The organism is Staphylococcus simulans, from assembly GCF_002902285.1.
GTDB classification, from domain to species: domain Bacteria; phylum Bacillota; class Bacilli; order Staphylococcales; family Staphylococcaceae; genus Staphylococcus; species Staphylococcus simulans.
In genome coordinates, this window is record NZ_PPRU01000040.1 from 1 (window position 1) to 15,833 (window position 15,833).

The 15,833-nt window shown below is 35.8% G+C and carries 15 protein-coding genes; 12 read left to right on the forward strand and 3 right to left on the reverse strand.

The window, feature by feature from the left end; translation table 11 throughout:
* From CD112_RS09525 to CD112_RS09545, 4 genes are all read left to right on the forward strand, one after another.
* Window positions 1-917 (forward strand): penicillin-binding transpeptidase domain-containing protein (locus tag CD112_RS09525; protein WP_258026707.1); only part of this gene is annotated, 917 nt, incomplete at its 5' end.
* Window positions 907-1,287: a penicillinase repressor BlaI gene (gene blaI / locus CD112_RS09530; RefSeq protein ID WP_001284658.1), complete on the forward strand. Its 381-nt coding sequence runs from the start codon at window positions 907-909 to the stop codon at window positions 1,285-1,287. The genes CD112_RS09525 and blaI, both read left to right, overlap by 11 nt.
* 356 nt (window positions 1,288-1,643) lie before the next feature.
* On the forward strand, window positions 1,644-2,678 hold the full coding sequence (gene pglS / locus CD112_RS09540; protein WP_103364217.1) for a 6-phosphogluconolactonase: 1,035 nt from the start codon (window positions 1,644-1,646) through the stop codon (window positions 2,676-2,678).
* Between the two features lie 258 nt (window positions 2,679-2,936).
* On the forward strand, window positions 2,937-4,499 hold the full coding sequence (locus CD112_RS09545; RefSeq protein WP_070626214.1) for an SLC13 family permease: 1,563 nt from the start codon (window positions 2,937-2,939) through the stop codon (window positions 4,497-4,499).
* A 65-nt stretch (window positions 4,500-4,564) separates the two neighbouring features.
* Here the strand turns inward: CD112_RS09545 and CD112_RS09550 are convergent, their stop codons facing one another.
* The gene (locus tag CD112_RS09550) at window positions 4,565-5,683 is read right to left on the reverse strand and encodes a glycosyl hydrolase family 28-related protein (RefSeq protein WP_103364218.1); all 1,119 of its coding nucleotides are present in this window, start codon (window positions 5,681-5,683) and stop codon (window positions 4,565-4,567) included.
* 119 nt (window positions 5,684-5,802) lie between these two features.
* Here CD112_RS09550 and CD112_RS09555 point away from each other — a divergent pair, with 119 nt between their 5' ends.
* The 3 genes from CD112_RS09555 to CD112_RS09565 all read left to right on the forward strand — a co-directional run bounded on the left by CD112_RS09555 (window position 5,803) and on the right by CD112_RS09565 (window position 8,951).
* Complete coding sequence (locus CD112_RS09555) at window positions 5,803-6,354, forward strand: cysteine hydrolase family protein (protein WP_070626216.1); 552 nt, start codon at window positions 5,803-5,805, stop codon at window positions 6,352-6,354.
* Window positions 6,355-6,429: 75 nt separating this feature from the next.
* Window positions 6,430-7,356, forward strand: coding sequence for a manganese-dependent inorganic pyrophosphatase (locus CD112_RS09560; protein ID WP_103364219.1), 927 nt, complete (start codon window positions 6,430-6,432; stop codon window positions 7,354-7,356).
* A gap of 218 nt (window positions 7,357-7,574) precedes the next feature.
* Window positions 7,575-8,951, forward strand: coding sequence for an aldehyde dehydrogenase (locus CD112_RS09565; protein ID WP_070626219.1), 1,377 nt, complete (start codon window positions 7,575-7,577; stop codon window positions 8,949-8,951).
* Between the two features lie 93 nt (window positions 8,952-9,044).
* Here the strand turns inward: CD112_RS09565 and CD112_RS09570 are convergent, their stop codons facing one another.
* Both CD112_RS09570 and CD112_RS09575 read right to left on the reverse strand, forming a co-directional pair.
* Window positions 9,045-9,851: a prephenate dehydratase gene (locus CD112_RS09570; RefSeq protein WP_002481691.1), complete on the reverse strand. Its 807-nt coding sequence runs from the start codon at window positions 9,849-9,851 to the stop codon at window positions 9,045-9,047.
* A gap of 31 nt (window positions 9,852-9,882) precedes the next feature.
* A complete protein-coding gene (locus tag CD112_RS09575) occupies window positions 9,883-10,962 on the reverse strand; it encodes a nitric oxide synthase oxygenase (RefSeq protein ID WP_002481690.1) in 1,080 nt (359 codons plus the stop codon).
* Between the two features lie 250 nt (window positions 10,963-11,212).
* On the opposite strand from CD112_RS09575, the gene CD112_RS09580 reads away from it, so the two are divergent.
* The 5 genes from CD112_RS09580 (at window position 11,213) to purB (ending at window position 15,824) form a co-directional block, all read left to right on the forward strand.
* Window positions 11,213-12,682, forward strand: coding sequence for a nicotinate phosphoribosyltransferase (locus CD112_RS09580; protein WP_002481689.1), 1,470 nt, complete (start codon window positions 11,213-11,215; stop codon window positions 12,680-12,682).
* Entirely contained in the window at window positions 12,675-13,520 is an 846-nt protein-coding gene (gene nadE / locus CD112_RS09585) for an NAD(+) synthase (protein ID WP_002481688.1), read from the forward strand. Before CD112_RS09580 ends, nadE begins: the two co-directional genes overlap by 8 nt.
* 90 nt (window positions 13,521-13,610) lie before the next feature.
* A complete protein-coding gene (locus tag CD112_RS09590; RefSeq protein WP_371099748.1) occupies window positions 13,611-14,150 on the forward strand; it encodes a DUF2179 domain-containing protein in 540 nt (179 codons plus the stop codon).
* On the forward strand, window positions 14,140-14,313 hold the full coding sequence (locus CD112_RS09595; protein WP_002481686.1) for an NETI motif-containing protein: 174 nt from the start codon (window positions 14,140-14,142) through the stop codon (window positions 14,311-14,313). The genes CD112_RS09590 and CD112_RS09595 overlap by 11 nt, the downstream gene beginning before the upstream one ends.
* 212 nt (window positions 14,314-14,525) lie before the next feature.
* Entirely contained in the window at window positions 14,526-15,824 is a 1,299-nt protein-coding gene (gene purB / locus CD112_RS09600) for an adenylosuccinate lyase (protein ID WP_002481685.1), read from the forward strand.
* Window positions 15,825-15,833: the final 9 nt, after the last annotated feature.

Here is a 15,833-nt window from a genome sequence, read left to right on the forward strand (position 1 = left end):
GCCATTCATTTAATGGTAAAAAATCATTACTCAAAAGAAGATTAATTAATATAAAAGAAGGCAATCTGAAGAAGCAGTCAAAATTAATTCTAATTTTTATTTGTATTTTTACTTTTTTTATCATGATAATTCAAAGCCAGTTTTTAATGGGGCAATCCTTAACTGATTATAATTATAAAAAGCCCTTACAAAGCGATTACCAAATTTTAGATGAAAGTAAAAATTTTGGTTCAAATAGTGGATCTTTCGTTATGTACAGCATGAAGAAAGACAAATACTATATTTATAATGAAAAAGAAAGTAGAAAAAGATATTCTCCTGATTCAACTTACAAAATTTATTTAGCACTGTTTGGACTTGACCGTCATATTATAAGTGATAAAAATTCACGTATGTCATGGAATCATAATCATTATCCTTTCGATTCTTGGAATAAGGATCAAGATTTAAATACGGCAATACAAAACTCAGTTAATTGGTACTTCGAACGTATTAGTAATCAATTATCAAAGAACTATACTTCTGATCAACTCAAGCAATTAAATTATGGTAATAAAAATTTGGGAAGTTATAAAGCCTATTGGTTGGAAGATAGTTTGAAAATATCTAATCTTGAACAAGTAATAGTTTTAAAAAATATGATGGAACAAAATAACCATTTTAGTAAAAATGAAAAGAAACAATTATCTTCTTCGTTATTGATTAGAAAAAATGAAAATTATGAATTGTATGGGAAAACAGGTACAGGTATAGTAAACGGGAAATATAATAATGGGTGGTTTGTAGGTTACGTAATTACAAATCATGATAAGTATTATTTTTCTACACATTTATCAGATGAAAAAGCCTCTGGTGAAAATGCTAAATTAATAAATGAAAAAATATTAAAAGAAATGGGTGTTTTAAATGGCCAATAAGCAAGTTGAAATATCTATGGCTGAATGGGATGTTATGAATATAATATGGAATAAAAAATCAGTATCAGCTAATGAAATTGTAGTTGAGATTCAAAAAAATAAAGAAGTTAGCGATAAGACGATTAGAACATTAATTACAAGACTATATAAAAAAGAGATTATAAAACGATATAAATATAATAATATTTATTTTTACTCATCAATTATTAAAGAAGATGATATTAAAATGAAAACTGCTAAAACCTTTCTTAATAAATTGTATGGAGGGGATATGAAAAGTTTAGTGCTTAATTTTGCGAAAAATGAAGAATTAAATAACAAAGAAATTGAAGAATTGCGAGACATTTTAAATGATATTAGTAAAAAATAAATAGATATAGGGTTCAAACATAATACATATATAAATTATGTTTGAACCCTATTAAATTAGATTTTTTATGAGATTAGTACATATAATAAACGGTGCCCATTTCACCATGCCTCTGCCCATCGGGATATTCGCATCGAGTTCCTCCCGTGGAATTTTTCGATAGTCTGTTTCTTCTTTAGACGTTTCCATCACTATCACCTGCTTGAGTAAGAGTTGATAATTTCATTATACGAACACTTGTTCGTATTTTCAACTGTAATTAATAGTTTAGCAGAAGAAAACCGTTTCAGAATTGAACTATTATCATTTTTCAGAATAATCCCGTACAATAGGAGGTAAGATGAGGAGGTAATAATATGACGAAATCAGGTTATATTGGATCTTACACAAAGAAAGAGGGTAAAGGGATTTACCGCTTCGTACTAGACGAAGACAAAGCAGCAGTCACTGAAGTTGCGACTGCCTATGAAATTGAGGCTTCTACTTTTATTGCACGCCACAATCAATTTTTATATGCGATTACGAAAGAAGGCGAACGCTGCGGTGTCGCAAGTTTCAGAGTTGAAAATGACGGCACATTGACTTTACTTAATAAATGCTTAGACTCTGTCGAAGGCACAGGATGTTATATTTCTGTATCAGAAGATGGCAATTATTTATTTGAAGCGGTCTATAGTGCAGGACTTTTACGTTTATACGAATTAGATGCAGCAACAGGTGAAGTTGTACGTTTAATTGAAGAGTTGGAACATAAATATCCGACAGGCCCGCATGAACGTCAAGAACATGCACATGTCCATTATGTGCAACAAACTCCAGATAAAAAATATGTTGCTGCATGCGATTTAGGTACAGACAGAGTAGTCAGCTACACATATGATGAAGAAGGCTATCATGAAGCAGCGGTATCTGAATTTACTGCAGGTTATGGCCCACGCCATATCGCATTCCATGAAAATCAACCTTATGCATATGTTGTACATGAACTTTCAAATAAAGTGAGTGTTACCAAATATGATGACGGCCATTTTGAAGAAGTAGGCGTTTATGTAACGATTCCAGATGACTTCAGAGAAGCAACGAAACTGGCTGCAGTACATTTATCTCATGACCAACGTTTCTTATATGTCAGCAACCGTGGTCACGACAGTATTGCAGTATTCGAAGTCAGCGACAAAGGTGACGCATTAAAATTAGTTGAAATCGTGAAAACTGGCGGTGAATTCCCACGTGACTTCAATATTTCAGATGATGATCAATATATTGTATGTGCACATCAAGAAGGGGATTCTCCAGTGACTGTTTTAAAACGTAATAAAGAAACAGGTCAACTGACATTAACAGATGACAAACAACATGCTGCAGAAGGTGTCTGTGTCATTTTTGATTAAAGTAAAACAGTTGTAAATGCTATAGAGTAACCAGCATCTTTTGATAGGTGCTGGTTTTTTTATGGAAATGTTATAAGAATTATTTATCATATGAATTATAAAAGGTTATGTAACCGTTTGCATGATTTTGGTTAAATATACGGATTTTTGTGATAAAATTAAAAAAAACAACATGTACAGGGGTGCTTTAAATCAGTATCAGATTTAATTTTCGATTGATTTAAAGTAAAACATGTTGAATTCAAGGGGGGATTGGTTATGCGTCATTCACATCAAACAACTTTTCGCATACCGGGACGTCTGACATTCTTTTCTCAACCAAAGAAACAAAAATCTTATAACTTAGGCCAATTAATAGGTTTGATTTTAGGACCTGTACTCTTTGCGTTGATTTTAATGTTTGTACATCCTGAAGGTTTATCACATCAAGGGGTTTTCGTTTTAGCAAGTACTGCATGGATTGCGGTGTGGTGGATTACAGAAGCGATTCCTATTCCGGCAACCAGCTTAATGCCATTAGTGCTGATGCCGATAGGTCATGTCATGGATCCTGCACAAGTTACTTCTGAATATGGTAATGATATTATTTTCTTATTCTTAGGCGGCTTCGTGCTTGCGATTGCGATGGAAAGATGGAACTTACATACACGCGTAGCTTTAATTATTATCAATAGTATCGGAACAAGTACTGGGAAAATTTTATTAGGCTTTATGTTAGCAACTGGCGGCTTATCAATGTTTGTATCTAATACAGCAGCAGTAATGATTATGATTCCAATCGGCTTAGCGATTATCGCAGAAGCGAAAGCTTTGAACGATAAAGAACATCATAAACACAATTTATCTAAATTTGAAAAGTCATTAGTCCTTGCGATCGGTTATGCAGGAACGATTGGCGGTATGGGAACATTGATTGGAACACCGCCTTTAATTATTTTGAAAGGGCAATACCATACAGCATTCGGTGAAGAAATCAGCTTTGCGAAATGGATGTTGATTGGTATTCCGACAGTTATTATCTTATTATTCTTGGCTTGGGTTTACTTACGTTTTGTTGCCTTTAAACAAGAATTGAAACATTTGCCTGGCGGTGATGATTTAATCAAAACCAAGTTGAAAGAATTAGGCAAAGTCACATTTGAAGAGAAAGTTGTTTTCACTGTCTTTACCATAGCAAGTATTTTATGGATTATCAGAGAGTTTTTACTCAAACAATGGGGACCGACCTCACTTGTTCAAGATGGTACGATTGCGATGTTCGTATCAATTTTATTATTCATTATTCCAGCTAAAAATAATAAAAAATACAAACGCATTATTGACTGGGAAGTTGCGAAAGAATTGCCATGGGGCGTACTGATCTTATTCGGAGGCGGTTTAGCTCTAGCAAAAGGTATTTCAGAGAGCGGCTTAGCGAAATGGTTAGGTGCACAATTGACAGCATTAAATGGTGTCAGTCCTTTACTCATCGTGATTGTAATCACTATGTTTGTGTTATTCTTAACAGAAGTTACATCCAATACAGCGACTGCGACTATGATTTTACCAATTTTAGCAACACTATCTGTCGCAATCGGCGTGCACCCATTATTATTAATGGTGCCAGCCGCAATGGCTTCAAACTGTGCTTACATGATGCCAGTCGGTACACCACCGAACGCCATTGTCTTCGGGACAGGTTTGATTTCTATTAAGAAAATGGCAAGTGTCGGCTTCTGGGTCAACTTAATCAGTGCAGTTCTCATTATATTAGTAGTTTATTTCTTAATGCCATATGCATTAGGTATAGATATTAGCGAACCATTAAAACCACTTAAATAATAATAAAGGAGATAGGCTAAAGTATTGTACTTTAAACCTATCTCCTTCTTTTATGTTAATTTTAATTATGATTTAAGTGTTGGTGATTGATAGATGTGTGAAAGGTTGCGACGTTTGATTTGTGCAGGTTTTAGTTCTGGTTGATCTAAATACAGACCATCAATATCATGCAATGTTAAAGTTTGTGATGTATCAAACTGATTCTCAGCAATTAATACATCTTTGTGCTGCGTATTATAGTAACCGCGAATATGAATCGCGTCTTTGGTCATAGGCCCTTCAAACTGGTTATTAATAATATAAAGTTCACGACCGCCTTGAGCTCCCATACGTTGTCCAGTCAGTACATCTGCAGTGTTTTTATCATCTTTCGTGCCTAAAAAACGCACGCCGCCAGCACAATTTAAGAAATGATTGTCCATGATATATAAGTTGTGTGCTTTAAAAGGTGTCAACGCAAAATCTTGTGTCTGATGGAATGTGTTGCGATAGATAAAAATATCGTGATAAAACTGATTGTGACGTGTTGCATGTGAACCGATTGCGCGATTCCAACTCTTGAAGCCTGGTGTTTCTGAAGGACCGAAATAGCATTCAGAAACCATAGTGTTTCTTGTAATTGTACCATCTCGCGTTCCGAATTTAGGGAAAGCACCTGGTACTTGAATATCAAGTTGTATTGCTTCAGAAAAGCTGCGATCACCATCAATATCTAAAAAGCCTTCGAAACTGCAGCGTGTGATCAGCGTATCTTCAACACCGCATGCATCAATTGCGTGACCGCCGACGATGTCTTTGAAGCGGATATTATATAATACAATACTTTGCGCGTGACCTAAGCACATCGCAGTGTTGTTGTCTGGAAAACGACTGCCGTTCATATCGAATGTACCGCCGATAATTGTGATATGGCTATTGCCGGTATAACCATGATAAAGTCCATTTCGCATCCCATTTTTAAGTAATGCATCTTTGCCTTGACGCTTAATAATTGCTTCTTCATGTAAGAATAATGTCGTGCCTTCATAAATCGTTAAGGCACGTTTGACATGAAATTCTCCTTTCGGCACAAAAATCATACTGCCTGGATGTTGTTTTGCGAGATTTAATGCATGCTGTAATGCTTTTGTATCCTTATGTTTATTTTGACCTGTTAATCCGAATTCAGTTGGGTATATCAACATGGTTTTGACCTGCTTTCTTTATTTCATTGTTTGTATAAAACGGGGTAAACTCGATAATTTGTCAAATTTAGGTTATCCTATTAATTAACAAGATATCACAAAATTGGGGGTAACGCATTATGGCAAAAAAAGCTTTAATTGTTGTAGATTATTCATATGATTTTGTCGCACCGGACGGCAAGTTGACTTGTGGAGAACCTGGTCAGGCGCTAGACAATTTTATCGCAGAACGTATGGAAGCGTATGATAAAGAAGGGGAAGCAATCTTTGTCATGATGGATCTGCATTATGAAAACGATCCGTATCATCCAGAAAGTAAATTATTCCCGCCGCATAATATCGAAGGCACTTCAGGAAGAGATTTATACGGTAAAGTTAAAGATGTTTATGAAAAAATTGAATCACATGAACATGTGCATTATTTAGATAAACGCCGCTACGATTCTTTCTTTGGTACACCTTTAGATAGTTTATTACGTGAACGCGGTATTACTGAAATCGAAATTGTTGGTGTATGTACAGATATTTGTGTACTGCATACAGCTATTTCCGGTTATAATAAAGGGTATGTAATCACTATACCGACAAAAGGTGTTGCATCGTTTAATCCAGAAGGTCATAACTTTGCCTTAGAACATTTTAAAAATGTCTTAGGTGCGAAGGTAGAATAACAGAATAGACTCGTGATAAAATAGGATTAAATAGGTATGAATTACAATAATTAATGACAAGGAGTGTCTCAGGACATGGAAAGTACTTATATTTTCGGGCATAAAAGTCCAGATACAGACGCAATTAACTCTGCCATCATTATGGCTGAATTTGAACAATTAAACGGCAATACTTCTGCGAAAGCATATCGCTTAGGTGAAGTGGGCCCTGAAACGCAATATGCTTTAGATTACTTTAAAGTAGAAGCACCAGAATTATTATCAGATGATTTAACAGGTAAAGACGTTATTTTAGTAGACCATAACGAATTCCAACAAAGTGCAGATTCAATTGAAGGTGCCAATATCCGCCACGTTGTGGATCACCACAGAATCGCTAACTTCCACACAGCTGGTCCGTTATGCTACCGTGCAGAACCACTAGGTTGCACAGCAACAATTTTATACAAAATGTTCAATGAAAAAGGCTTTGATATCAAACCGGAAATCGCTGGTTTAATGTTATCTGCCATCATTTCAGACAGCTTATTATTCAAATCACCAACTTGCACTGAGCAAGATAAAGACGCAGCAAAAGTATTAGAAAAAATTGCTGGTGTAGATGCACAAGAATACGGTTTAGAAATGTTAAAAGCAGGTGCTTCTACATTGAATAAAACAGCAGTTGAATTAATCAATGCAGATGCAAAATCATTCAACATGGGTGATTACACAGTACGTATCGGCCAAGTTAACACAGTAGACTTAAATGAAATTTTAGGCCGTCAAGCTGAGTTAGAACAAGCTATCACTGAAACATTAAATAATGCTGAATATGATATCTTCGTATTAGTTGCGACAGATATTTTAAATAGTGATTCAGCTATCTTAGTATTAGGTGAAGACAAAGATAAAATTGCGCAAGCATTTGGTGTTGAGTTAGATAACAACACAGCATTCTTACCAGGTGTAGTATCTCGTAAGAAACAAATCGTACCGCCAATCACTGAAACATTATCATAAGCAGTTAGACGCTGTTTATGCATGAATATAGATTAAACTGGAATGGGCTAAGATGATAAACAAACAAGCATTCATTGTGTCATCTTGCTTTTTCCAGTTTTTTATTATAAATTTTGGTAATTGAAGTGTTGGTAAAAGTAATAAAATCATTATAAAAGATTAAAATTAGGGTAAAATTGAGTAACAAGGATAATTGTACGAAAGGAGTTAGAGAACCTTTGAAATCAATCGAGGAAAAATTTAAAGACTGCCAAGGGTATTTTAAAACGCATATTACTAAAGATATTAAATACCGTAGAAAACAACTTAAAGCATTGAAACATGCGATTAATAAATATGAAAATCAACTTTTAGCCGCATTGCATTTAGACTTAGGAAAAAATAAAGTAGAAGCGTATGCGACCGAAATCGGTGTCGTATTAAAAAGTATCAGTGCCGCTCGTAAAGATATACATAAATGGGCGAAAACGAAACAAGTGAACACGCCGCTCTATTTGTTCCCGAGTAAAAGTTATATTAAAAAAGAACCATTAGGCACAGTTTTGATTATCGGACCTTTCAACTATCCAGTTCAACTTGTATTTGAACCTTTAATTGGTGCGATCGCAGCTGGTAATACAGCAATTATCAAACCTTCAGAGCTGACACCGAATGTAGCTTCTGTGATTACAAAAGTCGTTGAAGAAGCATTTGAATCAGCTTATATTACTTCAGTTGAAGGCGGTGTTGAAGAGACACAAGTCTTGTTAGAACAACCATTTGATTATATTTTCTTTACAGGCAGTGAACGTGTCGGACGTATTGTATATGAAGCAGCAAGTCGTCATTTGACACCTGTGACGTTAGAACTTGGCGGCAAGTCACCGGTTATTGTAGATGAGACAGCAAATTTGAAAGTCGCAAGTGAACGTATTGCGTTTGGAAAATTTATCAATGCGGGTCAAACATGTGTAGCTCCTGACTATATCTTGGTCCATGAGTCGGTCAAAGCAGACTTGATCAAAGCCTTGCAAGGTACTATTAAAGAGTTCTATGGCAAAGAACCGGATAAAAGTGAAGATTTCGGACGCATTGTGAATGATAAGCATTTTGAGCGTTTACAAGCGTTGATTCAGGACAATCAAGATAAAGTGGCTATCGGCGGTGAAACACATGAACCTTCACGTTATATTGCGCCAACGGTATTAGATAACGTGACTCCACAAGATTCAGTGATGGAAGAAGAAATCTTTGGACCGATTTTACCGTTGTTGACGTATCAAACATTTGATGAAGCGGTCGAATTTATTCAAGCACGAACACGTCCGTTATCACTCTATTTGTTCAGTGAAGATGAAAATAATACGGATCGTGTCTTAAATGAACTATCCTTTGGCGGCGGTGCTATCAATGATACGTTAATGCAGTTAGCGAATCCAAATCTGCCATTCGGCGGTGTAGGCGCTTCTGGTTTCGGTAAGTATCATGGTAAGTATTCGTTCTATACATTCACACACGAGAAATCATATATTTATAAAACTACACGCTTAGAATCTGGAATAATATTCCCGCCTTACAAAGGGAAATTCTCTTATATTAAAAACTTATTCAAATAGTAAAATGAACTATCTGATTGAAGTAGAATAACAATAATAAAACTGGGTCGAACTTTGAAAGCAAGGTTCGACCCAGTTTATTTAGAATATATCTTATTTAGTTTGTTTCTTGAAAGAACCGATGATTTTCACTTGATAATCTAAGGTTTCAAGTATTTTAATCACTTTGTCTAATTCAGAATTAAGCGTAGCATCGGCTTGGACAAAGAAGCGATATCTGCCTAATTGTGTTTTAAGCGGACGTGATTCAATCCAAGATAAGTTGATATTGAAAATTGCGAATGTATTTAAAATATTCGCAAGCAACCCGGCTCTATCTTGTTCTGGTGTAATCATTAATACAGTGTCTGTCGCATCTTCAGCGATAGTTAAGTGATTACCTATGATTAAGAAGCGGGTCACATTATGTGGAAAATCTTCAATATTTTGTTCAATTGCTTCTAGACGATGATCTTCATTGATACCTAGCGGTGCAATCGCGCCCGTATGTTCATCAATAAAATCTAAACTTTGAACGGTACTTTCTGAATAGCCGATTTGAAATTGATGACGCTGGATAAATTGGTTAGTTTGACTGATTGCAGGTGCGATAGAATACACTGTATCAATCGCTTCAATTGGTGTACCAGCTAAAGCATATAATCCGAATTGGATATTTAAATGGATTTCACCAATAGCGTATATATTTTGATGTGCTAAGCCATCTGCGATGATGTTGATTGTGCCTTCAATTGAATTCTCAATCGGTACGATACCAATGCTATCTGAGTCATTTTGAACCGCTTGAACGACTTCATATAAGTTGGATTTTGGATGATAGTCAGCTTCTGTTTCTGTTAAATACTTTTTAGAAGCAAGATATGAAAATGTACCCCTTGGACCTAAATAATATAAATTCATTTTTGCATTTCCCCTTTGATGTGACGCACAGTTAATGGAAAGGGCACCCAGTTGTTTCTGCTGGTTTCTTATAAAAGAAATTTGGTTCTTTCATCACATTTTTATACCCATGATGATAGTTCGAAACCAGAGTAGGTGACAGTGATGGTACGAGCCAAGACCATTTTCCAGTAACTTCACGATTGGCTTTTGCTTCATTGGATTCAAAGTGTTCGAATTGTTTAGCAGCTGTTAGGTGATCGACAATCGATGCACCTACTTTTTTAAACGAATGATACACTGCATCATTCAGTTCTACCATAATACGATCTTTATTGAATGAAGTATTTTTAAGTGTATCAAATTCAAACGCTTCTGCAACTTTTTCTATTAAATTATAGCGGTATGTGTCAGTAAAATTACGTACAGCAATTTCATTTACCATATACCAGCCATTAAATGGTACTGTTGGATAAGTAATACCGCCGATTTTTAAATCCATACTAGAAATAATCGGTACCGCATACCATTTCAATCCTAAGTCAGCAAGTTTAGGGTAATGGCGGTGTTCGATTGGAACTTCTAGGACCAGTTCTTCAGGTAAATCATGCAGGCGCGGGAAGCGCTCACCAGGCAATTTATAAATCAATGGTAAGACATCAAAATCTGTACCTGCACCTTGCCAACCTAAGTGTTGTGCAGTTTTAGTCATCTCGCGTTCCGCAGGATCCCCAGCATCTTCATAACCTGCATAGCGAATTAATTGATTATTATAGATGATAGGCGGATGATCTTCTTCTTGCGCATAAATCGTAATGTAAGATTGAATTTTTCCACCGTTTGTCGCTTCGTCTAAATGTTTGTGGATAGATTCGATAAAGGCATCATTGTCTTTGACGTCACGTGCATCTTGAACGATTAACGTTTCCCAAAATAATCGTCCGATACAACGATTGGAATTACGCCAGGCCATACGTGCACCATATGTTAGTTCTTCCGTCGTATGGTGATACGTGCCAGTTTCGTTAATTTCCTTTTCGATTGCTTCTAATCTCTCTTGAATAACATTTTCGTCATAATTCAACTCTCGATACATTGTGTGAATAAATTCAGTCGCTTTCTCTAATAACATTTTCTTCACCTCATCTTTATTATAGGAGTAATAAGGGAAAACCCCTAGTAAAGATGTCACACAAAATATAGAAATCCAACTAAATCTGACAAAATTATTACATTAATAAAAAAGTATTTACAAAATTAATTGATTTAATTTCAATTTCGGTACAATTGTACGAAGAATGACATACCCCCTAACGGGGAATGTATAAAAGCCTATAAGAATGTGATAAACTAAACAAAAAAGGTTGATTGGGGAGAAAGTTATGTATCAATTTAGAGATGACAGCTTAATGCTTCATAATGACTTATACCAAATTAATATGGCTGAAAGTTATTGGTATGATAATGTTCATGAAAGAAAGGCGGTCTTTGATTTATATTTCCGCAAGATGCCATTCGACAGCGGTTATGCTGTATTTAATGGATTACGCAGAATTATTCAATTTATCGAAAATTTCCATTTTACTGAAACGGATTTAACATATTTAAAATCTATTGGTTACCAAGATGACTTTTTAGATTATTTGAAAGACTTGCGCTTTACTGGAAACATTCGAGCAATGGAAGAGGGCGAAGTATGTTTTAATAATGAGCCTTTAGTAAGGGTAGAGGCGCCATTAATTCAAGCACAATTAATTGAAACGATTTTATTAAATATCGTTAACTTCCATACGTTGATTGCGACAAAAGCAAGCAGGATTAAACAAGTCGCACCTAACGACTTATTAATGGAATTTGGTACAAGACGTGCACAAGAAGAAGACGCAGCATTATGGGGAGCAAGAGCAGCTATTATCGGCGGTTTTGATTCTACAAGTAATGTCAGAGCGGGTAAATTATTCGGTATTCCTGTATCCGGTACACATGCGCATGCTTTTGTACAAACTTATGGTGATGAATATGTTGCATTTAAAAAATATGCAGAGCGTCATAAAGACTGTGTCTTTTTAGTAGATACTTTCCATACGTTAAAATCAGGTGTGCCGACAGCGATTAAAGTGGCACAAGAATTAGGCGATAAAATCAACTTTATCGGTATACGTTTAGATTCAGGTGATATTGCTTACTTATCTAAAGAAGCACGTAAAATGTTAGATGAAGCAGGTTTCACTGATGCGAAAATCATTGCATCTAACGATTTAGACGAAGAAACAATCATGAGTTTGAAAGCACAAGGTGCGAAAGTCGACTCATGGGGTGTAGGTACGAAGTTAATCACAGGTTATGATCAACCAGCATTAGGAGCAGTTTATAAACTTGTTGCTGTAGAAGATGAATCAGGTGAGTACCAAGATCGTATTAAACTATCAAACAATGCGGAGAAAGTAACAACACCTGGTAAGAAAAATGTTTATCGTATTATTAATAAAGCAACAGGTAAAGCAGAAGGGGATTATATTACACTTGCACATGAAGATCCATATGCAGAACAACCATTGAAATTGTTCCACCCAGTGCATACGTATAAAAGTAAGAAAGTAAAATCATTCGAAGCGATTGATCTGCATAAAGATATCTATACTGAAGGTAAATTAGTTTATGAATTACCACACGAAAAAACAGCCCAAGCCTTCTTAAAAACAAATTTAGAACATCTATGGGAAGAAAACAAACGTTTCTTAAACCCTCAAGAGTACCCTGTTGATTTAAGTAAAGCATGTTGGGATAACAAACAACAAAAAATCTTTGAAGTCGCAGAAGATGTCAAAGAAATGGAGGAACGACATGAGTAGTGAATTGCAGGATATTATTGTTAAAGAAATGAAAGTTAAACCATCCATCGATAGTGAAAGTGAAGTCCATGAACTCATTCACTTTATTAAACACTATGTTCAAAGTCATGGTTTTATCCAATCGTTAGTATTGGGTATTTCAGGCGGCCAAGATTCAACACTTGCCGGTCGTTTGTGTCAAATTGCGGTAGAACAGCTACGAGAAGAAGGCAGAAATGTACGCTTTATCGCAGTTAAGTTACCATATGGTGTACAAAAAGACGCAGATGAAGTTGAAGATGCTTTGAAGTTCATTCAACCAGATGAAACTGTCACGGTTAATATTAAACCGGCAGTTGATCAAAGTGTTAATGCATTGAATGAAGCTGGATTTGAATTAACAGACTTTCAACGCGGTAATGAAAAAGCACGTGAACGTATGAAAGTTCAATTTGCGATTGCGGCAAACCAAAGCGGTATTGTCATCGGAACTGATCATTCTGCAGAAAATATTACAGGCTTCTTCACAAAATATGGCGATGGCGCTGCAGATATAGCGCCTCTATTCGGCTTAAATAAGCGACAAGGGCGTCAATTATTGGCATACTTAAATGCACCGAAACATCTTTATGAAAAAGTGCCGACTGCTGATTTAGAAGATGACAAACCGCAACTTCCAGATGAAGAAGCATTAGGCGTGACTTATGATGCGATTGATGATTATTTAGAAGGCAAACCTGTGTCTGAAAAAGATCAAAAAGTAATTGAAGGCCACTACTTAAGAAATGCGCATAAGCGAGAATTAGCATACACACGCTACACTTGGCCAAAATCAGAATCATCGAAAGAAAAAGAGTGACAAATAATCAGTCGACTGATAAAATAAGCTAGATTTCAATTTGAAAAGAGGTAATATATTTTGTCAGTAATTTCAGCAAATCCATGGCTGATGCTGCTCTCAATTTTTATCATTAACGTTGCTTATGTGACATGTCTCACAGTTCGTACGATTCTTACCTTAAAAGGTTACCGTTATGTCGCAGCAGCGGTTAGTTTCCTTGAAGTGTTAATCTATATTATCGGATTAGGCTTAGTGATGGCTAACTTGGATAAATTCCAAAATATTGTAGCTTATGCGTTTGGTTTCTCTGTCGGCATTATTGTCGGTATGAAAATTGAAGAGAAACTTGCATTAGGTTATTCTGTAGTCAATGTGACAACAGCCAATTACGAATTAGATTTACCGACACAACTTAGAAATTTAGGTTACGGTGTCACACACTTCCCAGCTTATGGTCGAGACGGCGAACGTTTAGTCATGCAAATTCTGACACCAAGACGCTTTGAACTTAAGTTGATGGATACGATCAAACAACTTGATGACAAAGCATTCGTCATTGCCTATGAAGCACGAACATTACATGGCGGCTTCTGGGTTAAAGGTATTAGAAGTAAACGATTGAAGGCGTATGATACAGATGAAATTTGAAGTAGCAGAAAACGAAACGATTCAAGAATGTTTAGCACGTATGCGTGAAGCGGGCTATATGCCAGTGAAGCGGTTTGAGAAACCAGTCTATCGTGAAAATAAAGACGGCAGTATAGAAGTTGAGCGTCAACATATACAATTTGTCGGTAAGAAAATTCAATAAATGTGCAGAAAGCCCAATTTGTATTTTGATATGAAATACGAGTTGGGCTTTTTAGATAAAAGTTTGGAAAGCCTTATACATTTGAAAAAAATTCTGTTAAAATAGAGAGTATAAGAGTAAAAAGTCGAACGTTTTGCAGGATATTTTGAAGAATGTACATGTTCTGTGAGCGTCCACATTTAAAATCAAACTTTAAGATAGGAGTTTATGAAATGATTGAACGTTATTCTCGTGAAGAAATGTCACAAATCTGGACAGACCAAAATCGTTATGAAGCATGGTTGGAGGTTGAAATCCTAGCATGTGAAGCTTGGAGTGAATTAGGTTTTATCCCGAAAGAAGACGTTAAAAAAATCCGTGAAAATGCGCGTGTAGATGTAGACCGTGCGAAAGAAATTGAATTAGAAACTCGTCATGACGTTGTTGCTTTCACACGTCAAGTTTCTGAAACTTTAGGAGAAGAACGTAAGTGGGTGCACTATGGTTTAACTTCAACAGACGTTGTAGATACAGCGTTAAGCTACCAAATCAAACAAGCAAACGATATTTTGGAAAAAGACATTGAACGTTTTATCGAAGTATTAGCTGCGAAAGCGAAAAAATATAAATATACATTAATGATGGGTCGTACACATGGTGTGCATGCTGAACCGACAACATTCGGCGTAAAAATGGCATTATGGTATCAAGAAATGGTACGTAACTTTAAACGTTTTAAAGAAGTACGTAAAGAAATCGAAGTAGGTAAAATGAGTGGTGCAGTCGGAACATTCGCAAATATCCCACCTGAAATCGAAGCATACGTTACAAAACACTTAGGTCTTGATTTTGCACCTGTATCAACACAAACATTACAACGTGACCGTCATGCGTATTACATCGCAACATTAGCTTTAATCGCAACTTCTATGGAGAAATTTGCAGTTGAAGTACGTAACTTGCAAAAAACAGAAACACGAGAAGTAGAAGAAGCATTCGCGAAAGGCCAAAAAGGTTCTTCAGCAATGCCGCATAAACGTAACCCGATCGGTTCAGAAAATATTACAGGTATTTCACGTGTCATCCGTGGTTACATTACAACAGCATACGAAAACGTTCCATTATGGCATGAACGTGATATTTCACACTCATCTGCAGAACGTATTATGTTACCAGATGTGACAATCGCATTAGATTATGCATTAAATCGTTTCACAAACATCATCGATCGTTTAACAGTCTTTGAAGATAATATGATGGCTAACATCAACAAAACATTCGGTTTAATTTATTCACAACGTGTGTTATTATCATTAATTAACAAAGGTATGGTACGTGAACAAGCTTATGACTTAGTTCAACCAAAAGCGATGGAATCTTGGGAAACTAAAACACCATTCAGAGAATTGCTTGAACAAGATTCACAAATTACTGATGTATTAAGCAAAGAAGACTTAGACAAAGCCTTCGATCCAAAACACCACTTAAATCAAGTGGATACAATTTTCGAACGTGCTGGTTTAGCTGACTAATGTTTACCA